At 66.0% G+C, this 23,386-nt stretch carries 25 protein-coding genes, 1 pseudogene and 2 CRISPR repeat arrays; of the genes and pseudogenes, 15 read left to right on the top strand and 11 right to left on the bottom strand.

Going from position 1 to position 23,386, the window contains the following annotated elements; all coding sequences use genetic code 11:
- Positions 1-23 precede the first annotated feature (23 nt).
- Positions 24-476, top strand: coding sequence for a hypothetical protein (locus H2Q94_RS11205; protein ID WP_243794476.1), 453 nt, complete (start codon positions 24-26; stop codon positions 474-476).
- 119 nt (positions 477-595) lie between these two features.
- Here H2Q94_RS11205 and H2Q94_RS11200 read toward each other — a convergent pair whose 3' ends face one another.
- The gene (locus H2Q94_RS11200) at positions 596-1,168 is read right to left on the bottom strand and encodes an MFS transporter (RefSeq protein ID WP_258718708.1); all 573 of its coding nucleotides are present in this window, start codon (positions 1,166-1,168) and stop codon (positions 596-598) included.
- A gap of 624 nt (positions 1,169-1,792) precedes the next feature.
- Positions 1,793-2,644: a CRISPR direct-repeat array (repeat unit 28 nt; unit sequence GTCGGCCCCGCGCACGCGGGGATGGTTC).
- 92 nt (positions 2,645-2,736) lie between these two features.
- A CRISPR array of direct repeats spans positions 2,737-3,070; the repeat unit is 28 nt; unit sequence GTCGGCCCCGCGCACGCGGGGATGGTTC.
- A gap of 144 nt (positions 3,071-3,214) precedes the next feature.
- Here H2Q94_RS11200 and H2Q94_RS11195 point away from each other — a divergent pair.
- Complete coding sequence (locus H2Q94_RS11195; RefSeq protein ID WP_243788901.1) at positions 3,215-4,039, top strand: IS5 family transposase; 825 nt, start codon at positions 3,215-3,217, stop codon at positions 4,037-4,039.
- 246 nt (positions 4,040-4,285) lie between these two features.
- Here the strand turns inward: H2Q94_RS11195 and H2Q94_RS11190 are convergent, their stop codons facing one another.
- Positions 4,286-5,215, bottom strand: a complete 930-nt coding sequence (locus H2Q94_RS11190) for an SMP-30/gluconolactonase/LRE family protein (protein WP_243794474.1) — start codon at positions 5,213-5,215, stop codon at positions 4,286-4,288.
- A 274-nt stretch (positions 5,216-5,489) separates the two neighbouring features.
- Here H2Q94_RS11190 and H2Q94_RS11185 point away from each other — a divergent pair, with 274 nt between their 5' ends.
- The 8 genes from H2Q94_RS11185 to H2Q94_RS11150 all read left to right on the top strand — a co-directional run bounded on the left by H2Q94_RS11185 (position 5,490) and on the right by H2Q94_RS11150 (position 13,779).
- The gene (locus tag H2Q94_RS11185; RefSeq protein ID WP_243794473.1) at positions 5,490-6,221 is read left to right on the top strand and encodes a FadR/GntR family transcriptional regulator; all 732 of its coding nucleotides are present in this window, start codon (positions 5,490-5,492) and stop codon (positions 6,219-6,221) included.
- A gap of 109 nt (positions 6,222-6,330) precedes the next feature.
- The gene (locus H2Q94_RS11180) at positions 6,331-7,032 is read left to right on the top strand and encodes a cysteine hydrolase family protein (protein WP_243794472.1); all 702 of its coding nucleotides are present in this window, start codon (positions 6,331-6,333) and stop codon (positions 7,030-7,032) included.
- Positions 7,033-7,074: 42 nt separating this feature from the next.
- The gene (locus H2Q94_RS11175) at positions 7,075-7,599 is read left to right on the top strand and encodes a type 1 glutamine amidotransferase domain-containing protein (RefSeq protein ID WP_243794471.1); all 525 of its coding nucleotides are present in this window, start codon (positions 7,075-7,077) and stop codon (positions 7,597-7,599) included.
- 108 nt (positions 7,600-7,707) lie between these two features.
- A complete protein-coding gene (locus tag H2Q94_RS11170) occupies positions 7,708-8,289 on the top strand; it encodes a gluconate 2-dehydrogenase subunit 3 family protein (protein ID WP_243794469.1) in 582 nt (193 codons plus the stop codon).
- Entirely contained in the window at positions 8,289-9,950 is a 1,662-nt protein-coding gene (locus H2Q94_RS11165) for a GMC family oxidoreductase (RefSeq protein ID WP_243794466.1), read from the top strand. Before H2Q94_RS11170 ends, H2Q94_RS11165 begins: the two co-directional genes overlap by 1 nt.
- 18 nt (positions 9,951-9,968) lie before the next feature.
- Positions 9,969-11,636: a GMC family oxidoreductase gene (locus H2Q94_RS11160; RefSeq protein WP_243794465.1), complete on the top strand. Its 1,668-nt coding sequence runs from the start codon at positions 9,969-9,971 to the stop codon at positions 11,634-11,636.
- A 31-nt stretch (positions 11,637-11,667) separates the two neighbouring features.
- The gene (locus H2Q94_RS11155) at positions 11,668-12,372 is read left to right on the top strand and encodes a gluconate 2-dehydrogenase subunit 3 family protein (RefSeq protein WP_243794462.1); all 705 of its coding nucleotides are present in this window, start codon (positions 11,668-11,670) and stop codon (positions 12,370-12,372) included.
- Positions 12,373-12,651: 279 nt separating this feature from the next.
- Positions 12,652-13,779 carry a mandelate racemase/muconate lactonizing enzyme family protein gene (locus H2Q94_RS11150; RefSeq protein WP_243794461.1) on the top strand — a complete coding sequence of 376 codons (1,128 nt, stop codon included), beginning with the start codon at positions 12,652-12,654 and terminating at the stop codon, positions 13,777-13,779.
- A 340-nt stretch (positions 13,780-14,119) separates the two neighbouring features.
- Here H2Q94_RS11150 and H2Q94_RS11145 read toward each other — a convergent pair whose 3' ends face one another.
- From H2Q94_RS11145 to H2Q94_RS11125, 5 genes are all read right to left on the bottom strand, one after another.
- Positions 14,120-14,335 (bottom strand): recombinase family protein, encoded by a 216-nt coding sequence (locus H2Q94_RS11145; RefSeq protein ID WP_243794459.1) that lies wholly within the window; start codon positions 14,333-14,335, stop codon positions 14,120-14,122.
- A gap of 45 nt (positions 14,336-14,380) precedes the next feature.
- Entirely contained in the window at positions 14,381-14,740 is a 360-nt protein-coding gene (locus tag H2Q94_RS11140) for an integrase core domain-containing protein (RefSeq protein ID WP_243794457.1), read from the bottom strand.
- 116 nt (positions 14,741-14,856) lie between these two features.
- A complete protein-coding gene (locus H2Q94_RS11135) occupies positions 14,857-15,213 on the bottom strand; it encodes an IS3 family transposase (RefSeq protein ID WP_243794456.1) in 357 nt (118 codons plus the stop codon).
- A gap of 267 nt (positions 15,214-15,480) precedes the next feature.
- Positions 15,481-15,693 (bottom strand): transposase, encoded by a 213-nt coding sequence (locus H2Q94_RS11130; RefSeq protein WP_243794455.1) that lies wholly within the window; start codon positions 15,691-15,693, stop codon positions 15,481-15,483.
- A 20-nt stretch (positions 15,694-15,713) separates the two neighbouring features.
- On the bottom strand, positions 15,714-16,208 hold the full coding sequence (locus H2Q94_RS11125; RefSeq protein WP_243794454.1) for a recombinase family protein: 495 nt from the start codon (positions 16,206-16,208) through the stop codon (positions 15,714-15,716).
- 162 nt (positions 16,209-16,370) lie between these two features.
- On the opposite strand from H2Q94_RS11125, the gene H2Q94_RS11120 reads away from it, so the two are divergent.
- From H2Q94_RS11120 to H2Q94_RS11105, 4 genes are all read left to right on the top strand, one after another.
- On the top strand, positions 16,371-16,940 hold the full coding sequence (locus H2Q94_RS11120) for a type 1 glutamine amidotransferase domain-containing protein (RefSeq protein WP_243794453.1): 570 nt from the start codon (positions 16,371-16,373) through the stop codon (positions 16,938-16,940).
- Positions 16,941-16,970: 30 nt separating this feature from the next.
- Positions 16,971-18,119, top strand: coding sequence for a glutathione-independent formaldehyde dehydrogenase (locus tag H2Q94_RS11115; RefSeq protein WP_243794452.1), 1,149 nt, complete (start codon positions 16,971-16,973; stop codon positions 18,117-18,119).
- A 52-nt stretch (positions 18,120-18,171) separates the two neighbouring features.
- A complete protein-coding gene (locus H2Q94_RS11110; protein ID WP_243794451.1) occupies positions 18,172-18,480 on the top strand; it encodes a putative quinol monooxygenase in 309 nt (102 codons plus the stop codon).
- Between the two features lie 72 nt (positions 18,481-18,552).
- The gene (locus tag H2Q94_RS11105; protein WP_243794449.1) at positions 18,553-19,695 is read left to right on the top strand and encodes a hypothetical protein; all 1,143 of its coding nucleotides are present in this window, start codon (positions 18,553-18,555) and stop codon (positions 19,693-19,695) included.
- 136 nt (positions 19,696-19,831) lie between these two features.
- Here the strand turns inward: H2Q94_RS11105 and H2Q94_RS30460 are convergent, their stop codons facing one another.
- The 3 genes from H2Q94_RS30460 to H2Q94_RS11090 form a co-directional block, all read right to left on the bottom strand.
- A complete protein-coding gene (locus H2Q94_RS30460; RefSeq protein WP_258718684.1) occupies positions 19,832-20,143 on the bottom strand; it encodes a Tn3 family transposase in 312 nt (103 codons plus the stop codon).
- Positions 20,144-20,781: 638 nt separating this feature from the next.
- A complete protein-coding gene (locus H2Q94_RS11095) occupies positions 20,782-20,949 on the bottom strand; it encodes a hypothetical protein (RefSeq protein WP_243794447.1) in 168 nt (55 codons plus the stop codon).
- A gap of 44 nt (positions 20,950-20,993) precedes the next feature.
- Entirely contained in the window at positions 20,994-21,431 is a 438-nt protein-coding gene (locus H2Q94_RS11090; RefSeq protein WP_243794444.1) for an MDR/zinc-dependent alcohol dehydrogenase-like family protein, read from the bottom strand.
- Positions 21,432-21,506: 75 nt separating this feature from the next.
- Between H2Q94_RS11090 and H2Q94_RS11085 the strand changes: the two genes are divergently transcribed.
- A protein-coding gene (locus H2Q94_RS11085) for an IS5 family transposase (protein ID WP_184479627.1) occupies positions 21,507-22,321 on the top strand; the annotation gives its coding sequence in 2 pieces (ribosomal slippage) (positions 21,507-21,855 and positions 21,855-22,321; 816 coding nt in all).
- Positions 22,322-22,326: 5 nt separating this feature from the next.
- Here the strand turns inward: H2Q94_RS11085 and H2Q94_RS11080 are convergent.
- Positions 22,327-23,022: pseudogene (locus H2Q94_RS11080) on the bottom strand (alcohol dehydrogenase catalytic domain-containing protein); the annotation flags it as partial.
- Positions 23,023-23,386 lie beyond the last annotated feature (364 nt).

Here is a 23,386-nt window from a genome sequence, read left to right as displayed (position 1 = left end):
TTCACCGAACTCGGCGGTGCTACTTGCACTCTGCTGATCGCGGTCGAATCACCGCGAAACACAACGCTGCCGCCTATGCCTGCGGCGCCCAACTCGTCCCCACACTCGCTCCCGCGCGCCTGAGCCTGCACCTCGCCGCCACCGGACTGCTCATCAACCTCGCCGGAGTCCACCTGCCCCGCACGACCTCCACCGCCAGCCGACTCTTCCTCGGCATCGACCCGATCCCCGGCATCGCCATCTGGATCACCCCGGTGCTGACCATCGGGATCACCACGTTCTTCCTCGGCCTCGGCTACCCCGGAGCCCGCACCGCCCTGATCAGACCCACCTCTGGTTCGAAGCCCGCCAGACCTACCGCCGGATCCGGCCACGCTGGGAAGCCCTCGTCGACCGCTTCCCTACCGCCTGCGCCCCTACCGCCGCATTGTCGAAATCGCGACGGTCTCGTCTGCCTCAGCCTGTTACGTCGTTAACGGTCACTGTTAAGTCGTTGACGCTACTTCCCGACAGGAGTGCTGGTGGTCCGGTAGCTTCGATCTACGGACGTAAGCATTCCGGTTGGCGCTGTCAACCGGGGGATGGCGCCTACTGGCTATGTGCTGCTCCACGGTGCGGTGCACAACGCACCGGCGAACGCGTGCCGCACCCGGTCGCCGGTGCGGTCCGAGTGCCGGGCGGCGAAGTACATCACCGCGACCGCGGTCAGCCACGGAACGGCGGTGAGCAACCCGACCTGCACGGTCGATATCCCGGCCGCGGTGCCCGGCCCCAACGACCGAATCACCTGCGGGAGGAAGAAGTTCAGCAGGTAGCTTCCCGCGTTGAAGCCGAAGAAGATCAGCGCGAGCGCCAGCACCTGCGGAGACCTGAGCGCGGAGAACGGCGATACGGGCGGGGCCCCGGTCGTCTCCGGACGTTCGCGTTCGAGTTCTCCCTCGAGGAAGCGCCGTTCCTCAGCCGACAGCCAAGCCGCCTCGGCCGGCCGCGACGGCAGCAGCCGGAAGATCACGATGCCGAGCAGGATGGTCGGGAACCCCAACAGCAGGAACAACATCTGCCAGCCGTGCAGCCCGAAGGTGCCGTCGAGGCGGGTCAGCACGAGCGACGCCAACGGCGCTCCGGTCGCGCTGGCGATCGGGGCGGCCATGATGAACAGGGCGGTGATGCGACCGATTCCCTCGGGTCAACGCTGGCAAATCCACATCAACTCCCGAGCAAGCCCTTCAACCGACTTTCGTCAGTGACACAACTACCGCAGCGAGAGCCATACCTCGACGGTTGACGAACGCCTATTCTGGACCCACACACCACGAGCACCCGAAGCGAAACGGACTCCTTTACTTCGCTGGGTACACTGGAAGCTGACCTCGAAGAACAGACCTGAGCATGCCGCTGGCCCCCGATGCAACTGGGGGTCAAGGGGTCGTGGGTTCGAATCCCGCCGTCCCGACGGTCACGGAAGCCCGCTGATCTAGCACGAAAGTGCAGGTCAGCGGGCTTTTTGATGTTGCGGTGTCGATCATGTAGTGGATCTCCCGAAACCGCCTGTGTCGATTTTTGGGAGGATTTTGGGAGGATTTCGTCCGCGCCCGCGAAATGGGGTCGCGCAGTGGGAGGATTTCCTGGTCACCCAGGTAGGTGATCTTCACAACAACGCCCACACCCACCTACGCCGCCCCGCACTGCGAACCGAGAGCACATGAACCCGACCACCAAGCTACACGCCTGCCCGCGATCCGGAGTGAATGAAAACCAGCCCTGCCCGAGATAAAACACCAGGTCAAGAAGTGTCGGCCCCGCGCACGCGGGGATGGTTCCGCGGACACACCGCCCTCGACGGACGGCCGCCGGTCGGCCCCGCGCACGCGGGGATGGTTCTCCACGCGCCGCAGGGCCGTTCGCGTTCGGCCAGTCGGCCCCGCGCACGCGGGGATGGTTCGCCTGCTCGGCGCCCTCGCCGAGCGCACCGGAGGTCGGCCCCGCGCACGCGGGGATGGTTCCGGGTCCTGGCGGCGGAAGCCCGGATCCGGCTCGGTCGGCCCCGCGCACGCGGGGATGGTTCGTTGCAGATCGAGCGGCGCCTCGGTCTCGATCAGTCGGCCCCGGGCCATGCCTGGATGCCGCCGTCGGCCCCGCGCACGCGGGGATGGTTCGCGCGGCAGTGGCCTCGGCGTGGCTGACCCACGGTCGGCCCCGCGCACGCGGGGATGGTTCCTCGCCGCGGCGCGCGTGGACACGGTGACGGGCGTCGGCCCCGCGCACGCGGGGATGGTTCCGCCCGGTGCGTGTCTCCGTGCGGGTTGTGGTCGTCGGCCCCGCGCACGTGGGGATGGTTCGGCATACAGCGCCGCGCGATCGAGTGGGGCGGAGTCGGCCCCGCGCACGCGGGGATGGTTCTGCCCTCGACCGTAGGAACGTGCCCAGCGCGAAGTCGGCCCCGCGCACGCGGGGATGGTTCTTGGCAACGAGCGGTTTACGTGGCCTCGTGGCCGTCGGCCCCGCGCACGCGGGGATGGTTCGCGACTCCCAAGGGCTCGACGTTCCTGCGTGCCGTCGGCCCCGCGCACGCGGGGATGGTTCCGGGGCTTGGGACTTGTCCGACAGCCATCCGCCGTCGGCCCCGCGCACGCGGGGATGGTTCGCCCAGCTGATCCAGGTAAAGGGGGAACAGGGGGTCGGCCCCGCGCACGCGGGATGGTTCGTAGACGCGTCCGCCATTGCTAGACAGGTCATCGTCGGCCCCGCGCACGCGGGGATGGTTCCCCCGTGCCATCGGCCGCACGAGTCCGGTTGGCGTCGGCCCCGCGCACGCGGGGATGGTTCCACCGACGCCGTGCTCGCGGTCGCGAACGGCGAGTCGGCCCCGCGCACGCGGGGATGGTTCCGGCGTTGGATGGGGTGCCGCCTTCGGTGAATGGTCGGCCCCGCGCACGCGGGGATGGTTCCCAGTGGCAGTACCTGAACGCGAAGTAGCTGATGTCGGCCCCGCGCACGCGGGGATGGTTCGTCGCCGTCGCGGTGCAGGAACACCAGTTGTCCGTCGGCCCCGCGCACGCGGGGATGGTTCCTCGTCGGGCACCACTGCAAGAACGAACGCTCAACCCGGAAGATCTCAGACGCACTTCGCGCATCGCTTAGGGGTCCTTGCAGAATGATCTTGTTTTGGCATGGTGGGGGTGTGTGTTGATCGCGTTTGTGGTTGGAGCGTGGGATGTCTCGCCCGAGGCCGTGGGAGGTCAGTGACGAGCTGTGGGCGGTGATCGCACCGTTGCTGCCCAGGCATGAACGAAGGTTTCGGCATCCGGGGCGGTGTCGGATCGATGACCGTAAGGCGTTGCAGGGTGTGTTGTTCGTGCTCTACACCGGTATCCAGTGGGAGTTCCTGCCCCAGGAACTCGGGTTCGGTTCGGGCTCGACGTGCTGGCGCCGGTTGGCGGAGTGGCAGCAGGCCGGTGTCTGGGAACAGCTGGAGGAGGTCCTGCTGGCCAAGCTGCGTGCGGCCGATCAGCTGGATTTCTCCCGCGCAGTGGTGGACTCCTCGCAGATCCAGGCCAAACGAGGACGTGGTTCCCCAAAAGTGGGCAAGAGCCCGGTTGATCGGGGCAGGCCGGGCTCGAAACACCACATCATCACCGACGCCCGCGGAACCCCGCTACAAGTGCTGCTGACCGGCAGCAACCGCAACGACGTCACCCAGCTGATACCGCTGATCGAGGCGGTCCCACCGGTACGCGGAGTCCGAGGCCGACCCCGCCGCACACCCCGTCACGTCTACGCCGACCGCGGCTATGACCACGACAAATACCGGCACCAGCTACGGGACCGCAACATCACACCCCGCATCGCACGTCGCGGTGATCAGCACGAATCCGGCCTCGGCACACTCCGCTGGGTCGTCGAAGCCGCCTTCGCCTGGCTCCACGGTCCCCGCAAACTCCGCATCCGCTGGGAAACCCGCGACGACATCCACGAAGGCCTACTCCACCTCACCCACTGCATGATCCTCGCCCGCAAACTCCTTGCCACAGCATTCTGAAAGGACCCCTTAGACGGCCGCCACATTGACGGCCCAGCGACGTTAGATTGTGAGTTAATCAACTAGAGGGCTACTGACCGGCGTCGTAGGTAAAGATTTCATGGCCCTGAACGACTGTTCGCGCCCGGCCGACGGCCCCGCTAGCTTGATCTCAGCAGCCCGGCCGGGCACCCGCAACACGCGGACGCCGTCGCCTGAGACTTGAAACCTTTGTGAACAGCTCCGGCGCTGACAGTCCGGTGAGAGTCAATTCGTCGGCGGACATTGCTTCACGGACTTCGTGGTCGGCGGTGCAAGTCCCGGCAGCTTCGTCCGGCACCGGTAGAGCGAAGTCGTAGCGCAGATGTATAACGAGCATAGGTCGCGTCCCCCCCACGTGAAGTTCGCCGGGTTTTCTGGAACCCGGATGACGCCAAGACAGGTCGCGTCGGCATCGAAGACGTGGATCCCACCAGGCCCCGTGCAATAAAGGTTTCCCGAGGAATCCACCTTCATGCCGTCGGGCACGCCGATACCTTCGCCGGCCACCTCGGCCCACACCACACCGCCGGTGAGGGCCCCACCGTCGAAGCCAAACCGACGGATGTGCAGGCGCTCGGTGTCGTTGACGAACAGGTACCGCTCGTCCACCGAGAGGCAGAGCCCGTTGGGACCGTTGAAATCTTTTGCCAGCAGGGAAAGTTCACCACTGGCCGGATCGACCTTATAGACGCCGCGAAACGGCAGTTCCGGCTCGCGTGGGACACCGTGGGGAGCAACACGCCCATACACCGGATCGGTGAACAGAATTGTGCCGTCTTTAGCCACGACGACGTCATTCGGACTGTTGAGCTCCCGACCATCGAATCTTTCGGCGAGCACGGACAGGCCGCCGTCGGCCTCCTCGCGCACAAGCCTGCTGGTCGCGTGCTCGCAGGTAAGCAGTCGACTCGCACCGTCGTACGCGTTCCCGTTGGCCATCCGGCTGGGCCGCCGATACGTGGTCAGCTCCCCTGTCGCAGACCGGCGATACATCCGGTCGGCCTGGATATCACTGAACAGCAGGTATCCCTCGGCCTGATTCCACACAGGGCCTTCAATGAACCGGAAACCGGTCTGCAGGCGGGCCAGTGGCTCGTCCACCACGAGCTCGCGCAGACGCTCGTCCCGGATCTCCAGCACTTCACCGTCGGCCATTTCTGGGGCGATCCCTTCGCAAGAGTGGTCAGGTGGTCTGAACTCTAATGCGGCGTCCAGGGCTGTCAAGGGCAGAGCCTCCGAGCTCCGCCAGGTCGGGCCACACTCTGTGGCCGCCGAGGATATTCCTTGTACGCCAACGGAAACGCGAAGGATTCGGACCCGAGGGGGCGCTTGACAGGTTCCGAAGCACCTGCCTACTGTTCAGACCACCTGACCACTCCTCCGCTCACGAAGCGGGACAGGGAGTCCGGTCCCGAGATAGGTTGCGAAGATGACTGACCGCGGCAACCGGCGCATCGAGCCGGTCCGGCGCCTGAAGGTATCCGATTCGGTAGCGGCGCAACTGGAACAGTTGATCGAGCAGGGCCAGTACCAGCCCGGCGACAAGCTGCCCCCGGAACGCACCCTGGCCGAACAGTTCGGTGTCGGTCGCAGCTCGATGCGGGAAGCGCTGCGCCTCGTGGAGGCCAACGGCCTGCTCCGCACCGACCACGGAATCGGCGTCTTCGTGGTCAGCAACACGAAACCCGTGCCCATGCTGTCCGAACTGCTGCTGTTCGACGACTTCACCGTGCCGGAACTGTTCGAAGCACGCCTGTCCCTAGAGCGGGATGCCGCCGGGATGGCCGCTAAGCGCATCACCGACGACGAGGCGGAGGAGCTGCAGCGGATACTCGACGAGGCGAGTAATCCCAGCCTGTCCAACGACGCTTTCGTAAAACTGGACGCGGAACTGCACAGAGCCATCGTGAAAGTCACGAAGAACCGAATCTGGGAACGCGTCTACGAGAGCATCATGCCCCTGTTCATCACCTACTCACACCGCGTCATTCAACTACCCGGACGGCGCGAATCCGCACACAACAGCCACTGCAGGATCGTGGCCGCCATTCTCGCCCGGAGCGTCCGGGAAGCCAGGAGTGCCGCGGTCAAACACATTCGTGAGGTGGAGCGAGAAATCGTGCAACACCTCGACTCCGCCACCGAGACGGCCGTCCGGTAGAGCACTTCCACAAAGGCGCATTTCCAAACGGCGCAACCACCGTTTCATTTCCCTTGCCACCCAGTGGTCGGCAAATCGTATTCGCAGTCGCGAACAAGGAGGAGCAACAATGTCGTCGCTCGACTACACCTATGAGCACATCGACGAGTGGATCGACCGGTCGAACTGGGTCGCGCCGACGATCGACCCGAAGAAGACGATGCTGCTCGTCCTGGACATGCAGAAGGCCTGCGCCGAGCCCGGCGGTGCGATGTACATCCCGAGCACTGGCGGTGCGCCCGAGGGCAAGGACGTCGTCGAACCTGTGAAGAACGTCCTGGAAGCCTGCCGCGCCAAGGAAATCCCGGTGGCCTGGTCGCTGTGGGGCCTGCGCCCGGACGGCAAGGACGCCGGGTTCGCGGACACCAAGTGGGGCATCGAAGGCCAGCTGGCCACCTTCCCCGGCGCCTGGGGCAACGGCGGAGACGAGCTGGTCGACGACCTCAAACCGCTCGACGACGAGCCGGTCTTCCGCAAACACCGGTTCAGCTCGTTCTACGGCACCGCACTGAACGAGTACATGCGCCGGGCGGGTGCGGACACCCTGGTGGTGGCCGGGCTGTCCACCGGCAACTGCCAGATCGCCACCGCGATCGACGGCGCCAACCAGGACCACAAGATGATCGTACTCGCGGACACCACGGCCGCGATTCCCTCCGGCAAGGAGGATCCGCTGGGCTTCGGCCAGCACTGGGAAGCGCTGCGCCAGATCCACGCCAACCACGGCGACGTGCGCACGAGCATCGAGTTCCTGCGGATGATCGGCGCCTGAACGGCGTCCCAGACACCCAATCCCGTTACGAGAAAGGAAATCATGTCGCTTTCCGGTAAGCGCGTAGCCCTGCTGATCGAAGACGAGTACCAGATTCTCGAGGGCTGGTACCCGAAGCTGCGCCTGCAGGAAGCGGGCGCCGAGGTCAAGGTGATCGGCAGCGGCACCAAGAGCAGCTACGACAGCAAAGAGCACTACCCGATGGAGGTCGACGCCGCCGCGGCCGAGGTGTCCGCGGGCGACTTCGACGCCATCGTGATCCCGGGCGGCTTCGCGCCGGACAACATGCGCCTACACCCGGAGATGGTCGCGCTGGTCCGGGACACCTACGAGTCGGGCAAGCTGGTCGCCGCGATCTGCCACGCCGGCTGGATGCTCTGCTCCGCCGGCGCCACCAAGGGCCGCAAGATCACCGGATATCTGCCGATCAAGGACGACGTAGAGAACGCGGGCGGCACCTGGATCGACGAGCCGGTCGTCATCGACGGGAACGTGATCACCTCCCGCACGCCGGTCGACCTGCCCGACTTCGGCCGCGCGATCGTCGAATACCTCGAGAAGAACTGACCGTCCACAACGACTCCATCCCCGCCACCAACCACCACCAACGGGCGCGCCCGGGTCGACCGGCTCGGGCGCGCCTCGGAACCAGACGTCATGCAAAGGAGCAGGCACGTGGTGGACCTCAAACTTTCCGCCGCCGGCGGCAAACCACCGCTTGGGGGCTGGCTCCCTCCTGTCCGACTGACCGAACGGCAGGGCGCGGTGCTCAACGCGGTGGCCGACGAACTCATCCCCGGCGGCGCCGGCTTCCCGCCGCCGAGCGAGGTCGACGTCCTGTCGTTCATCACCAGGTACGTCACCCCCGCCGGGCAGGACGCGAAATGGTTCCCGTTTCTCGGCGAGGACGACTTCAAAGCACGGCTGGATATATTGGGGGACGGCTTCCTCCAGGCCACCGCCGCGGAACGCGTGACCATCCTGACTGGACTCGAACAGGACCAGCCCGAGTTCTTCCTGCACCTGCGCGACGTTGTGTACTACGCCTACTACTCGCGGCCCGCGGTCGTCCACACGATGAACCGCACGCTGCGCGCAGGCCGGGACTACCGCCTGTCCCCGCAGCCCTACGGCTACACCGACGTGATGGACGACTGGGACGACGAGTTGCTCGCCCGGGTGCGCGGTTCGTACCGGCGCACCGCCGACGTCCGGCGCGTCGAGGTCCCCGCCCACCTACGGGAGGCGACTAGCTGATGGACGCCTACACCGAAACCGACGTGCTGGTGATCGGCGCGGGCGCCGGCGGCGCGGCGATGAGCAAGCGCTTGTCCGATGGCGGCATCAAGGTCGTCTGCCTGGAACAGGGCGACTGGCTGCACCCGATGGATCACCCGCACTTCTACGACGGCTGGGAGCTCGAGCGCCACCGCGCCTGGTCCTGGCACCCCAACGTCCGGATGTTCCCCGAGGACTACCCGATCACCGGGAACACCGAACCGATGCTGATGAACGGCGTCGGTGGCTCGACGCTGCACTACGCCGGTGCATGGCCGCGGTTCAAGCCGGTCGACTTTCGCAAGGGCACCGAGCACGGGGTCGAGGGCACCATTGACTGGCCGATCAGCTACGAGGAGCTCGAGCCGTTCTACTCCATCAACGACACCGAAATCGGGGTGGCGCGGAGGACCGGCGATCCCGGTAATCCGCCGCGTCCCGAGGGCTGGGGGCCAGCCAACCGCGGCGGCAAGGTCGGGCACAAGATGGGCCGGGGCTTCGACAAGCTCGGCTGGCACTGGTGGCCCGCGGACAACGCGATCCTGACCAAGCCGAAGGACGCGCGATTGCCCTGCAACGACTGCGGCTTTTGCCTCGGCGGCTGTCCACGGCACGCGATCGCCTCGACCGACGTGACCTACTGGCCCAGGGCGCTGCGCAACGGTGTCGACCTGCGCACCAATGCCCGCGTCGAGCGGATCAACTCGAAGAACGGGCGCGCCACCGGGGCGACCTACGTCGACCGGATCACCGGTTCCAGGCACGACGTGCGCGCGCGGATCGTGGTAGTGGCCGCCAACTCGATCGGCACGCCGCGGCTGCTGCTGATGTCCGCGCAGGAGGGTCACCCGGATGGCCTGGCCAACTCCAACGGGCTGGTCGGCACGCATCTAATGTTTCACAGTTGGTCCTTCGAGGACTTCTGGTTCGATGAACCGATGGAAGGGTTCAAGGGACCGGAACCCGCAGTGCTCTACAGCCAGCAGTTCTACGACACCGACCCCGAACGCGGTTTCGTGAACGGGTTCTCGCTGCAGGTCGGCACCGCTCTGGGCGCGGCGAACAGCGCGCTGGGCACCAACACCGGCAACATCGCGCCGTGGGGCGCCGGGCACCGGAAGTTCTTCAACGAGCACTTCGGTCGGCATGCGCTGGTCTACGTGCAGGGTGAGGACCTCCCGGCGCGGACCAACCGGGTGACCCTCAACTCCGCGGTCACCGATTCCAGCGGCCTTCCCGCCCCGCATGTGCACTACGAGCTGCACGAGAACGACCGACGGCTGATCGACTGGGGCAGGCAGCGGGCTCGCGAGGCCGCAGACGCTGTCGGCGGCGTGATCGACACCGCGAGCACCGGCATAGGCGGTGTCGAGGGGCCGCCGCCCGGCTGGCACATCATGGGCACCTGCCGGATGGGCAACACCCCCGAGGATTCCGTGACCAACAAATGGAACCAAACCTGGGACGTGCCCAACCTGTTCATCGCCGACGCGAGCTCGCTGACCACCGGGGCCGCAGTCAACCCGACCAGCACACTGCAGGCCGTCGCCGTGCGGTGCGCGGAATACATCAAACGCCGACACGACGACATCCTCGCCCAGACCATGACGCCCGCGAACGGCGATGCGCCGGGTTTCTAAGGCGCGAAGGAGAATACCATGACACACACCAGGAAACCGGACCCGGTCGACGCGATCGTGGTCGGATTGGGAGCGACCGGCGGCACCGCGGCCAAGGTTCTGTCCGAGGCGGGGATGAAGGTCGTCGGGTTCGACCGCGGCCCCTGGCTTCGAGCGCAGGAACACTACTCCGGCGACGAGCTGAAGTTCATCAACCGCAACTACCTGTGGCCGGACCCGAAACTGTTCCCACGCACCCTGCGCCACGACGAGGAGTCGGTGGCCGAGCCGTTCCCCTTCTCTCCCACCCCACAGCTGGTCGGCGGTGGCACCAACCACTGGGCGGGCTGGGTGCCACGGCCACGGGAGTCGGACTTCCTCCAGCGTTCCCTGCACGGCGACCTCGACGGCGCGAACCTCGCCGACTGGCCGATCCGTTACGAGCACCTCGAGCCCTACTTGACCAAGGTGGAATGGGAGTTCGGCATCTCCGGCATCGCCGGTGCCGACAAGTATGAGCCGTACCGGAGCAAGGACTACCCAAGCGCACCGCTGCGCCCGACTCGCTTCGGCAAGCGGTTCTACGAGGCGTGCAACAAACTCGGCATCAACGGCTTCCCGATCCCGCACGCGATGGTAACCAACCAGCACAAGGGCCGGGATCCCTTCAACACCACCAGTTTCTGGAACCAGTACGGCGACCCGAGCACCGCGCGGTCCAATACGCTAACCACCTTCATCCCGGAGGCGGTGGCGACAGGCAACTTCGAACTGCGCGCGGAGTCCTTCGTCCGCGAGATCAAGGTCGGCAAGGACGGCAGGGCGACCGGGGTGATCTACATCGACCCGGACGGCAACGAGGTGGAGCAGGACTCCGGCATCGTTGTACTGAGCCTGGGGGCGATCGAGTCCGCGCGGCTGATGTTGATGTCGAAGTCGCCCTCGTTCCCGGACGGGCTGGGCAACTCCAGCGGACAGGTCGGTAAGAATGCGACCTTCCACGAGTATGTTTTCGCGGTGGGCCTGTTCGACCAGGAGATTGACGACCCTCTGTACGGCTGGACCGGTAACTACATCAGCGGCGGCACGTTCGAGTTCTACGAGACTGACGAGGACCGCGGGCACATCGGTGGCTGCCTGATCTCGGCCTCGCAGACCTGCCACCCGATCAACATGGTGTTCCCCGGCCGTCCGACCTGGGGCCAGGGGATGAAGGACGCTGACCGCGACTACTTCAGCTTCGCCATGAAGATCGGTGCGATCCTGCACGACATGCCGGTCGAGTCGAACCGGGTCGACCTGGACCCGGCGGTCAAGGACGCCTGGGGCCTGCCGGTCGCGCGGATAACGCACAAGCCGCACGTCAACGACGTCGCGATGAGCAAGTGGCAGGTGGACAAGAATTCAGAGATCCTGCGGGCGGCCGGGGCGCGCAAGACGATTCCGGTGTACCTGCAGCGGATGACCGGCAACACCTGCCACCAGCACGGAACCGCGCGGATGGGCACCGACTCGGCGACGACGGTACTCAACGAATGGTGTCAGAGCCACGACGTGGACAACCTCTTCGTGGTGGACGGCGCCGGCTTCCCAAGCTCGACGGGGGTCAACCCGACGCTCACCATGATGGCCAACGCGTGGCGCGCCTGTGACTACATCACCCAGGTCTACGCCAAGGGCCGCGAAGAGCGCATCAAGGTGGGCTGAATTCCACCCAGGACAAGAAAGGAGTGCGGTCATGACCCTCAAGGCTGATTGGGAGATCGTCGGCGGGCCAGTCGATCCCGATTCCGACGAGCGGCTCTTCCTCACCGAACACGGCTGGGAGACCATCGAGGCGGCCGCCGCCCGGATCATTCCCACCGACCATGACCCCGGTGCGCGTGAGGCCCGGGTGATCGTGTTCCTCGACCGCTACCTCTCCGGCACCGACTACGTCTTCGCGGCTGCGGACGGCAGCGGGTTCCTCAAGCTCACCGGCAAGTTCGCCGACGCGTGGCGGGCCCGGATGGCCGACATGCAGCGGACCTATCGCGACGGCATCGTCGAACTAGACGCGATCGCGGAGCGGGAGTTCGGCGAGCAGTTCAAGGCACTCGTCGAGTCCGAACAGGACCGTGTGCTGGAGATTCTCTCCGGGGCCGCGAAGCCGAATCCGGTCACGCTCGGCACGACCGAAGCGGTCGGTACCTTCCTCCAGGGTTGCTTCGATGAGGGCCTGTCCTTCTTCGACGCGCTGTGCCTGCACGTGCGGCAGGGCTTCTACTGCGATCCGGTGTACGGCGGGAACAAGGACCGGATGGGCTGGCGCACGATCGGCTTCCCCGGGCCGAAAACGCTCAAGGACACCATGGACGGCACGTACAGCACGACCGAGTACTTCGCACCGGAGTACGACTGGCACGAGCTCGTCCCGCAGCTGAAGGAGCAGGCCGGCGGCTAGGAGCTCTTTAAGAATGTGGCGGAGCCCCTGTTTCAGATGTGGGACTCAACTAGCACCGCCGCGAGTTCCTTAGCGGTTCGTGACGAGTAAGCCGGGACCGTGTAATTGGCATACGTCAGGAGTGGCGCACGGAGTCCACGTAACCGTTCAGGTTCTGCTACCCGCACCGCTACGCAAAGCAATTCCTAAACACCCCTTAGCGCCGGAGCACCCTCCGGCCGCCCGTGCGGGGTAAGTCCTGGACGCGGTGTCCACCACGCGAAACAAGGAGTTCTATACATGCGAATCACTGGTGTCTCTGCGACGCCGCTCGGCTCTCCGCTCGAGGAGGAGCTGCGCTGGGGGGCCATGGCCGTCCACGTCAAGGGCGGGATCGTCGTCCGGCTCACCACCGACGAGGGGTTCGAGGGAATCGGCGAGGCCGGCTTCTCGGCGGAGTACTTCCCTACCGTAGGGCCGATCATCAACTCCCAGCTCGCGCCGATGCTCATCGGCAAGGACCCTCGCGACATCGGTGCGCTGTGGCAGCAGATGCTCGACGCGACGCACATGTGGGGCCGTCGTGGCATCGAGACCTACGCGATCAGCGGCGTGGACATCGCGCTGTGGGACCTGCTCGGCAAGATCGCAAATCAGCCGGTGTACCGGCTGCTGGGCGCGTCGAAACCCAGCGTCCGCGCGTACTTCGCGCCCTCGCTCAAGCCCACCGCCGAGATCGTCGAGGAATGCCGCAAGGCGGTGGCAGACGGGTTCAGCGCGATCAAGCTGCGAGCCACCGAGGAGCTGGTGCAGGCGGTCGAGTTGGTGGGCTCGGTGCGCGACGCGGTGGGGCCCGAGGTCGATCTCATGGTCGACGCCAATATGTCCTACGACCGCCGTGGCGCCTTGCGGCTCGCCCGCGAACTGGAAGCCCTCGACGTCGCCTGGCTTGAAGAGCCGATTCTGTCGCGCAGCCTGACCCAGTACGTGGACGACCACTCCTGGCTCGCCGAACGGGTTTCACTGCGGCTGGCCGGAGGCGAGTCGCTGCTCACTCGCTTCGAGTACATCGACCTGCTGACTCGCCGCATCTTCGATGTCGTCCAGCCCGACTGCACCAGCGTCGGCGGTATCTCGGAGGCCAAGCGGGTGGCGGACCTGGCAAGTACCTGGAACCTCACCTGCGTGCCGCACATCGCGTGTTCCTCGGGGACCGGCATTGCGCTCGCGGCCGGGCTGAACCTGATCCTGGCGTGCGAGAACGCGCCGCTCATCGAGGTCGACGCCTACGGCGGTCCGGGCTGGGACGGACTGCTGAAGAGCCCGCTGGAGGTGCGGGACGGCTACGTGACCACCTCCGACGCGCCCGGTATCGGCGTCGATCTCAGCCCGGACGCCTACCAGCGCTTCGCGGTGCCCACAGCATGAGTCCCCGCCTGTTCGGCCAGCCCGAGGTCATCGCGATCCTCTGACCGCATCCGCGCGCCCGGTTCTCGATGTCGCGGCGCTGGTCTACAGGGCAGGTGTCCGCGTCATCGAGCTCACGCTGACCACGCCGGATGCGGTGGCATCGCTGCCGAGCTGCGCGCGTCTGCCGGACGCCGCCTTCCTCGGCATGGTTAGCCTGCCCAACGAGCTCGAGGTCGACGTGTCGGTGGACGCGGGCACGCAATGCCCGTTCACCCCCACTAGCCGCCCCCGACGCCATCAAGCTGGCCAGCGATCGCGACGTGCCGATCGTCTCCGGAGCTGCCACGCCCATCGAGATCTACCGGGATACGGCGAACAGCTCGGTGATCGTGTAGTCGCCGGTGGCGTGCATACGTCGCAGTTCGGCCTGCTGCGTCGGGGAAGGCTTGGGCTGTTTGCCACGGAGCTTGCCCTTGGCGCGGGCCACGGTCATGCCCCCGTGGGTGCGTATCCACAGCAGGTCAACCTCGAACTCGGCGAAGGTGGCCAAGATGTTGAAAAACATCTTCCCCATCGGGTCGGTGATGCGCCCCGGGTTTGATGCAGGCGTTGTGCCTTGTCATCGGGCCCGGGTGGGCTCAATGGTCTGATCGTAGCCTGCCGGTTGGTCGGCCGACACGACCTCGGCCGGGGTGTGCCGGCGGAGTTGGCCGTGGACGCGCCGGTGGTTGTACCAGTCGACGTATTCGGCTACGGCGATCTCAACATCCCGAATCGAGTACCAGCCTCGCCCGCAGGATGCCGGGTTGTGGATCAACTCTCCTTTCACGAGTGAATTGAACGCTTCGGCCAGCGCGTTATCGTAGGAATCGCCCCGGGAGCCCACGGATGCGACCGCGTCGGCTTCGGCCAGACGCTCGGTATAGCGTATCGCTCGATACCGCACTCCGTGGTCGGAATGATGGACAAGCCCGGCCACGTCGTGACCGGCTCTGTTCCTGGCCCAGATCCCCATTTACAGCGCGTCCAGCGCCAGATTCGTGTGCAGCGAGGTCGACACCTGCCACCCGACCACCATCCTGGAAGAGACCTCAATCACGAACGCGGCATACACCCATCCCGAAAGGCTCGGATATAGGTGATATCGGCAACCCACAAGCGGTTCGGGCCGACAGCGGTGAACGACCGCTCGACCAGATCCGCCGCCGTCGGCACACCCTCAGCCACCGTCGTGCGAGTTCGCCGACCTCGCCGGAGTCCCTGTAATCCCATCTGACGCATCAGCCGCTCCACGGTGCAGCGCGCCACGCCACCGCCTTCCCGCCGCAACTGAGCATGGATCTTCCGCGCCCCGCACACGCAGTAGTTCGCGTGAAACACCCGCTGAATCGCCGTTTTCAATTCCTCTTCCCGCGCCGCCTTTTCGATGAGGCACGGTTCTTGAATGCCCAATACGTTCTCGGGGCGATCCGCGCTCCCGCCTCGTTCAGCACAGCGCAGATCGGCTCGACCCCGAGCTTGCGCCCCTCGACTACCCGCTCGCGGTCGGCATCGATATAGGCGATGGCCACCGCAAGCGACACCTCCCGAAACTCGTCGGAATCCTCAGGGTATACTTGGTTTTGCGGTCGAGCTCCACTGCGGCGAAAAACGCCGACGTCGTCTTGAGGATCTCGTTCGCCCGCCGCAATTCACGATTTTCGCGTTCCAACTCCGCGATCAGCCGCGCGTCCTCGTCGTGCGCCCCAGCGCCGTGCCCGCGTCGACCTCGGCACGCTTGACCCACGACCGCAACGCCTCCGGATGCACGTCCAACTGGCCCGCGAACCGCTGGATCGCCACCATCCGCTGCTCCTCGGCCTCGACCGCGTCCAACGCCATCCGCGTCGCCCGCTCACGCAGCTCATCGCTGTACTTCTTCTGTGCTGCCACGCTCCGCATCCTTCCTGGAATCAGAGCCTGCACAGAACCCGGAGCGCATCAACGGCGGGGTCGTAGACATGTCTGCCTAGTGACAGGGCGATGCCATGCGCGGCGAGGTCGTCACCGATGGAGCGAGGATCCGGCACCGACCGAGCAAGGCGATCGAGCTCAGGCGCCACGAGCGTGTCGCCAGTTTGAACAAGAGCGAGTGGCTGATCGGGGCCGGGTCGGGCGCGGGTTGTGCCAGTGAGCCCGTGGTCGAGGTAGATCCCTCGGCGGCTACGCCGAGTTCGGCCAGATGCTGGTGTTGAGCAGTGAGGTCTCGTCGGTGGAGCAGCGGGCGTAGCCAACCTGGTGCCGGTAGGGATCTGGCCCGACGACGGTCCGGCATCCGGCTTCGACGCTGTGCTAACGCCAGGACCGATGAGGAGGGCATCGTGGCTCGCCCACAACCCGCAATTTTGGCTCGCTGGCCCCAATCCGGCGTTCTGAGCGTGGCGTCTCTGCACAGGCACTAGGCGCATTCAGCCGGCGCTGCGAGGCAAGGGTGAGCACCGTGGGCCCGGTGCTCGCCGCCGTCCGCACCGTCCGCCGATCGGCCCGGACCGCGACTCGGCGAGAGTTTCGACCCGGCCTGACCGGGCAACACCGTGGTTTCCGCCACACTATTGGGAGGTGCGATTCCCATGTCAGATGAGCTGCGCGGCCGGCGGGTCGCGATCCTGGCCACCGACGGTGTTGAGCAGGTCGAACTGACCCGGCCCCGCGAGGCGGTCGAGCAGGCCGGGGCGCAGGTGACGCTGCTGTCGATCCACACCGGAGAGATCCAGTCGATGAACGCCGACATCGACAAAGGCGACACCTTCACCGTGGACCGGTTGGTTTCCGACGTGTCCGGTGACGACTTCGATGCCCTGATCCTGCCGGGTGGCACGGTCAACCCTGACGGGCTGCGGGTCAACTCCGACGCGGTGGGTTTCGTGCGGGACATCGTCCGGTCCGGTAAGCCGGTCGGCTCGCTGTGTCACGGCCCGTGGACGTTGGTCGAGGCCGACGTGCTCCGTGGTCGGACCCTGACGTCGTTTCCCAGTATCCGCACCGACATCCGCAACGCTGGCGGCAATGTCGTCGACCAGGAAGTCGTCACCGACCAGGGCCTGGTCACCAGCCGCGACCCCGACGACCTGCCCGCGTTCTGCTCCCAGATCGTCGAAGAGTTCGCCGAGGGCCGCCACCCCGTCGGCGCCCAAACCTGACCCGGCCACACTTCGCACCCGGAGATCATTATGAAGGCACTTGTGTACAACGGACCCCGCGACGTGACGGTCGCCGACGTCGACGACGCCCGCATCGAGGCGCCCAACGACGTCCTGGTCAAGATCACGGCGACGAACATCTGCGGGACGGATCTGCACATGTACGAAGGCCGTACCGACTTCGAGCAGGGCCGCATCTTCGGCCACGAGAACGTCGGCGAGGTCGTCGAGGTCGGCGCCGGGATCGACAAGGTCGCGGTCGGGGACATGGTCTCCGCGCCGTTCAACGTCTCCTGCGGGCACTGCCAGAACTGCGAGCACGGTCTGACCAACTACTGCCTGGCCGCGAACGTGGAAGGCATGGCCGGCGGGGCGTACGGGTTCGCCGACATGGGCGGCTGGGCCGGTGGGCAGGCCGAGTACCTGCGCGTCCCCTGGGGTGATTTCCAATGTCTGCGCCTGCCCGAGGACGCGGCCGAGAAGCAGAACGACTACGTGATGCTCTCGGACATCTTCCCCACCGGCTGGCACGCGGTGGAGATGTCGGGCCTGAAGCCGGGCGAGACCATCGTGATCTACGGCGGCGGCCCGGTCGGGCTGATGGCGGCCCTCTCCGCGAGCGTGAAGGGGGCGGCGAAGGTCATGGTCGTCGACCGCCACCCCGACCGGCTGCGCCTGGCCGAGCAGATCGGGGCGATCGCGATCGATGACTCCCAGGGTGACCCGGTCGAGCAGGTCACTGAGCACACCAAGGGGGTCGGCGCCGACCGCGGCGCGGAGTGCGTCGGCTACCAGGCCCACGACCCCCAAGGCAACGAGGACAACGCGGCGACCTTGAACAAGCTGGTCTCCTCCGTGCGGTTCACCGGCGGCATCGGCACTGTCGGGGTGTTCGTTCCTGAGGACCCAGGCGGTCCGGATGAGCTGTCCCAGCAGGGCAAGGCCCGCTTCGACTTCGGCAACTTCTGGTTCAAGGGCCAGCAGATGGGCTGCGGGCAGGCCCCGGTCAAGCGCTACAACCGCCACCTGCGCGACCTCATCGCCGAGAACAAGGTCAAGCCTTCGTGGATCGTGTCCCACAACCTGCCGTTGGAGAAGGCGCCGGACGCGTACAAGCACTTCGACGCCCGCGAGGACGGCTGGACCAAGGTCGTGCTCAACCCCGGCCAGGCCGCCTGACTTGTGCCCTCACGCGGCTCTAAACAGCATCCGTTTGAGTAGGAGGCCGAGCATGGCTGTACCGGTGACCGTCGGGCTGCTGGTCCGGATCGAGGCGCTGCCCGGACGAGAAAGCGACGTCGAGAACTTCCTGCGACAGGGGCTCGGCATCGTGGAGCAGGAGCCCGACACGGTGCGGTGGTTCGCCATCCGTTTCGGGCCCTCGTCCTTCGGCATCTACGACGCCTTTCCCGACGACTCCGGTCGCCATGCCCACCTCTCGGGCCAGGTCGCCCAAGCCCTTGCCGACAACACCGGCACCCTGTTCGCCCAGCCCAGCATCGAACCGGTGGACGTGATCGCCGAGAAACCCCCGACCTGAGATGCCCCGAGCAGCCGGTGCGCCGCTGCGGGCGGCAGCCCACAGCGCTCGACCCACATGGGAGGTGACGTGATGGCAACCCATGGCGGCGCCGCGGCCGATGCGCCCACGGTGACGCTGGGCCTGCTCAGCGACCCCGGGCTGCCCGCCGATTTGTCCGCCGACCTCGCCGCACAGCTGCCCGACCTGCTCGAGCACGAGACCGACGGCCGTGCCCGATGGCGGGTCGAGACCGCCTCCCAACAGTTGACCCTCGACGAACACGGCACACTGCCCTCGGTCGAGATCGGCCAACACGCCATGGCCGAGCACAGGTGGGACCTGGTGATCCTGGTGACCGAGCTCCCCCGCCGGGCCGGCACCCAGCCGATCATCTCCGACTACGGGCTCGCCACCGGCTTCGGCCTGGTCTCGCTGCCCGGGTTGGGCGCGATGGGGCTGCGCCGCCAGGCCCGCAAGGTGATCGTGCACCTGGTCGCCGAGCACCTGATCGACAAACCACTCGGCAACCGCGCCACCAACGGGCCAGAACAAGGCGAGCCGCGCGCCCACCGGTCGTGGGGCCAGGGCGCCCCGGTGCAGCACATCGACTCCACCGACGAGGGCATCGACGCCCACCTGGCCCTAACCGGAACCCGAGGACGGCTGCGACTGTTGGCCGGAATGGTGCGGGCGAACCGGCCGTGGCGGCTGGTGCCGAGCCTGTCCCCGGCCATCGCCGGTGCCGCCGCGGGGGCGGCTTTCGGGGTGTTCTACTCCAACATCTGGCAACTCGCCGACGCGTTCAGCGGGTGGCGCCTCACGCTGGTCAACGTCCTGGCGGTCCTCGCGATGATCGCGTGGCTGATCATCAACAACAGCCTGTGGGAGCGACCCTCGGACCGGCACCTACGCGAAGAGGCCGCGCTCTACAACGCGGCCACCGCGGTGACGATCTCGATCGGCGTGCTGTGCATGTACGCGCTGCTGTTCGTGGTCACCCTGATCTCAGCACTGGTCGTGATCCCACCCGACTACCTCACCGCCACCCTCGAACACCCCAGCGGTGTCGGCGAATTCGCGATCGTGGCCTGGCTGTCCGCCTCGATGGGCACCATCGCCGGTGCCCTGGGCTCCGGCTTCGCCAGCGAGGACGCGGTCCGCCAGGCCGCCTACAGCAAACGCGAGCAGGAACGCCGCCAGAGCCTGCAAGCCCAGGACCAAAGCTCATCCTGACGGCCGACAGGTGGCCCCCTGGTCTCCCGCCCGAGATGCGACGCGGGTGGCCGCGGGGACAGCTGCAACCCCAGCAGGTCGACTAGCCCGAAGCTGACCAGGGCGCCCCCGCGCGTATCAGTAGCGTGCTCGGTGATCAGGATGTTACAGGCGTTACCGAGTATGTCGTCACGTAGTGCGCTTCGCGTTGGGTCGCGACGATGACCTTCGTGCCGCAGGTGGTGTGCTGGTCGGTCACGTGCCTGTACGTCGACAGCCCTTCGTGTGTGAAATACCTGCTCAACGCGCGGGCGGTGACCGATTGACTGCGGGTGGGACCACCCCCAGCTGCTCGCGGCACCGAGACCACGCCATCCGGGACGCCCAAGCCACGGCAACGAACACAGGGCCACGGCAAGCCCCAACCGATCCGTCGGCCCCGCCCCGGCCGGGATCGCGAACGCCACATCCGCCGGGGTCAACGTGAAGAGCCGAGCTCCGAGACCTCCGCAGAGCCTCCAGCTCCTCGTGAACACCTGCGTGGACAACCAACCGTCCCGGCACGGCTCAAAACCCGAGAGCAGCAGCCTACTCAGCCATATCTGCCCGATTTTAGGCGAGTACTACGGCGACCCCAACATCGGAGATTCATTCCGTACTGAACAGCCCGACTGGCGAGTTGATCCCTTGGAAATGTCTTTACGTATCCGGCGCATGCAGAATATTGACGAAGGCAAACGAGATGGATTCGGCGCCAGAACCGCCACCGCCTCCGCTGAGGCGAAGGGCTTGTAGGCGATCACACCTCGGGTCGGGCCGCCGATCAGCGACGAGCCCACCCTTTGATCGAGCTAAACACCCAGAACGGGATTTTGATGGAAGAGGGCGATGCCGCCGAGAAGGAAGAACAATTTCATCGCCACCACCAGCGCGAAGGGCCTACACCCGATTTGGATCGCCAGGACTCTTCCTGGACAACCCCGATATCAACGCCACCTCGGCCATCAATCTTTTTTGGCTGGATCAATACTGATATCGAGCGTCAAAAGTCAGCACTAGGACGAAAGCCCTAGTGCTGACTTTTTACACGAGTAAATCGTGTTGCGATCACACAAAATGCGCAAACCCGCTCCCGCAGCCAGCGACGACCACACGCCCACCGACCCGACGGCCGGAAACCCGCACCTCCGGCAGCGCATCCCGGAAGAACTTGTCCACGTCGGATTCCTTTCCCGGCTTGGCTTGCACCGTCACGAGTAACCCGACACTGACCATTGATCACTCCTCTTTCACCGTGGATCGGGTTGACCGAAGGCGTTTCAGGCCATGGCCGGCTTGAGGACAACCTTGGTCCAGCCGTCTTCACGCTTATCGAAGTGGTCGTAGGCCTCCGGTGCCCGTTGCAGCGGCAGGTCGTGCGAGACGATCCAGGACGGCTTCGCGCGGCCTTCGTGGATGAGGTCACGCAGGTAGCGGTTGTAGTGCTTGACATTGGCCTGGCCGGTGCCGACCTTCTGCCCCTTGAACCAGAAGGTGCCCATGTCGAAGGCGATCTGCCCGTTGCGCTGCATTTCGTCCTGGGAACCGGGATCGGAGGGCAAAAAGATGCCGACGACACCGATACCGCCGGTGAAACGCACCGAGCCCACCAGGTTGTTCATAGTCATGTTGGAGTGTTCGGTGCCTTGCGGGTCGTGGGCCTGGTAGCCGACGCATTCGCAGCCGCGGTCGGCGCCCTTGCCGTTGGTCTGGTCCATGACCTGCTGGACGGGGTCAACCTTAGAGCGTGTCTCGTTTGGATCTTGACCCGCCGTCCGGGATGATCGTCCATTGTGGTTGATGCGTTGTCGCGCCGGTTGGTTCCTGACGAGCTGTGGGAGCTGGTCGAGCCGTTGATTCCCGAGGTTAAGGACCGCCCGCAGGGTGGTGGTCGGGCGCCGGCGAACCCTCGGATGGTGTTCACGGCGATCGTGTACGTGCTCACCAGCGGGTGCGCGTGGCGGTGGCTGCCGCCGTCGTTCGGCGTCAAGGTCCCGACCGCGCACCGGTGGTTCGTGCGCTGGACCGAAGCGGGCTTGTGGGCACGGATCCATCACGCGATGCTGGACGAGTTAGGTGGTCAGGGCTTGATCGACTGGTCCCGCGCGGTGGTTGACGCCGCCCATGTTCGGGCGAAAAAAGGGGATCTATGACCGGTCCGAGCCCGGTCGATCGGGGCAAGCCTGGTTCGAAACTCCACATGCTCTCCGACGCTACCGGGCTGCCGATGGTCACCGGGATCTCGGCAGGCAACACGGCTGATGGTGACGCGATGATCCCGCTGGTCAACGCGATCCCGCCGGTCCGCTCCCGCCGCGGGCCGCGACGCCGCAAGCCCGCGAAGTTGCATGGCGACAAGGCCTATAACAGCCGCGCACGTCGCCGATGGTTGAGAGACAAGGGAATCCGACCCCGACTGGCCCGCAAGGACATCGAGCCCAAGGAACGCCTCGGCCGCCACCGGTGGGTCATCGAACGCTCCATGGCCTGGTTCACCGGCTACCGCCGCCTGACCCTGCGCTACGAACGCCGCGCCGACACCTTCAAAGCCTTCCTCGCCCTGGCAGCCGCCCTCGTCTGCTTCAAACGACTCCAACACGCCAAGTGAGACGCGCTCTTAGAGTCATCGATCGGGAGGACGCCGATCTGCTCGGCCAGCCTGAGCCGGTCCGGGTGGCGATCGACGATCATGACCTTCTTGGCGCCCTGGATCATCGCGGAGTAAGCGGCCATAAGGCCGACCGGTCCGGCGCCGTAGACGACGCAGGACTCCCCTGGACGCAGTCCAGCCAGGCGAGTGGCGTGCCAGCCGGTAGGGAAGATGTCGGCGACCATGACGTAGTCATCCTCCTTCTCCTCGGCGTCCTCGGGCAGCCGCAGGCAATTGAAGTCCCCGAACGGCACCCGCAGGTATTCGGCCTGGCCACCGTCGAACGGGCCCATGCCAGCGAAGCCGAACGCGGCACCGGCCATGTTCGGGTCCGGATGCACGGTCAGGCAGAACGCGGTCAGACCGTCCTCGCAGTTGCGGCAGAAACCACAACCGATGTTGAACGGCAGACACACTCGGTCGCCGACCCGGATGCGTTCGACGCCGCTGCCCACCTCGGCCACCACACCGAGGTTCTCGTGCCCCAGCACGCGGCCAGCTTCCAGGTCGGTGCGGCCCTCGTACATGTGCAGATCCGAACCGCAAATGTTGGTCGCCGTAATGCGGACGAGCACGTCGGTGGGGCGTTCGATCTTCGCATCGGGTACGTCCTTCACCGCCACCTGACACGGACCGTCGTAGACCAGCCCTTTCGTGATTTCCCTCCAATGAACGCATTCGAATGGACGCGCGCCGTCCCACCGGCGGCTGTCGGTCTCGACCCACTCCAGCGGGACTGGCGGCAATCGAGGGCTTCCCTGCGGCCGGGTAAGGGAAACCATCCCGGCCAGCCGAGCTGGATCGCTACGTGACCACCAAAAACGATCGAACTAGTGGCCTGATCGCCACGCCTTGTCACCGTGGGTAGGACCGACATCGAACGCTGATCATCGAGCCGTAGCGTTCATTCCGTTGCGAACAGGCTGCCAGCCGTCCTGGACGAGGATGCATTGGTAGTTAGTCAGCCGAAGCGTCGACAAGCCGATCGCGGGCAATCTCGACTTTCTTCGGCATCCGGCGGCA

The sequence above is a fragment of the Saccharopolyspora gloriosae genome (genome assembly GCF_022828475.1).
In the GTDB taxonomy this organism is placed as follows: Bacteria; Actinomycetota; Actinomycetes; order Mycobacteriales; family Pseudonocardiaceae; genus Saccharopolyspora_C; species Saccharopolyspora_C gloriosae_A.
This window is presented reverse-complemented; position numbering and strand designations above follow the sequence as displayed.

Bases quoted from the DNA above. Each gene is read 5' to 3' on its own strand.
- H2Q94_RS11195 (WP_243788901.1), top strand. From the start codon at position 3,215: ATGTCTCGCCCGAGGCCGTGGGAGGTCAGTGACGAGCTGTGGGCGGTG.
- H2Q94_RS11190 (WP_243794474.1), bottom strand. From the start codon at position 5,215: ATGGCCGACGGTGAAGTGCTGGAGATCCGGGACGAGCGTCTGCGCGAG.
- H2Q94_RS11185 (WP_243794473.1), top strand. From the start codon at position 5,490: ATGACTGACCGCGGCAACCGGCGCATCGAGCCGGTCCGGCGCCTGAAG.
- H2Q94_RS11180 (WP_243794472.1), top strand. From the start codon at position 6,331: ATGTCGTCGCTCGACTACACCTATGAGCACATCGACGAGTGGATCGAC.
- H2Q94_RS11175 (WP_243794471.1), top strand. From the start codon at position 7,075: ATGTCGCTTTCCGGTAAGCGCGTAGCCCTGCTGATCGAAGACGAGTAC.
- H2Q94_RS11165 (WP_243794466.1), top strand. From the start codon at position 8,289: ATGGACGCCTACACCGAAACCGACGTGCTGGTGATCGGCGCGGGCGCC.
- H2Q94_RS11160 (WP_243794465.1), top strand. From the start codon at position 9,969: ATGACACACACCAGGAAACCGGACCCGGTCGACGCGATCGTGGTCGGA.
- H2Q94_RS11155 (WP_243794462.1), top strand. From the start codon at position 11,668: ATGACCCTCAAGGCTGATTGGGAGATCGTCGGCGGGCCAGTCGATCCC.
- H2Q94_RS11150 (WP_243794461.1), top strand. From the start codon at position 12,652: ATGCGAATCACTGGTGTCTCTGCGACGCCGCTCGGCTCTCCGCTCGAG.
- H2Q94_RS11145 (WP_243794459.1), bottom strand. From the start codon at position 14,335: ATGGGGAAGATGTTTTTCAACATCTTGGCCACCTTCGCCGAGTTCGAG.
- H2Q94_RS11125 (WP_243794454.1), bottom strand. From the start codon at position 16,208: ATGCGCCTAGTGCCTGTGCAGAGACGCCACGCTCAGAACGCCGGATTG.
- H2Q94_RS11120 (WP_243794453.1), top strand. From the start codon at position 16,371: ATGTCAGATGAGCTGCGCGGCCGGCGGGTCGCGATCCTGGCCACCGAC.
- H2Q94_RS11115 (WP_243794452.1), top strand. From the start codon at position 16,971: ATGAAGGCACTTGTGTACAACGGACCCCGCGACGTGACGGTCGCCGAC.
- H2Q94_RS11110 (WP_243794451.1), top strand. From the start codon at position 18,172: ATGGCTGTACCGGTGACCGTCGGGCTGCTGGTCCGGATCGAGGCGCTG.
- H2Q94_RS11105 (WP_243794449.1), top strand. From the start codon at position 18,553: ATGGCAACCCATGGCGGCGCCGCGGCCGATGCGCCCACGGTGACGCTG.
- H2Q94_RS30460 (WP_258718684.1), bottom strand. From the start codon at position 20,143: ATGTGGCGTTCGCGATCCCGGCCGGGGCGGGGCCGACGGATCGGTTGG.
- H2Q94_RS11095 (WP_243794447.1), bottom strand. From the start codon at position 20,949: ATGGTCAGTGTCGGGTTACTCGTGACGGTGCAAGCCAAGCCGGGAAAG.
- H2Q94_RS11090 (WP_243794444.1), bottom strand. From the start codon at position 21,431: ATGGACCAGACCAACGGCAAGGGCGCCGACCGCGGCTGCGAATGCGTC.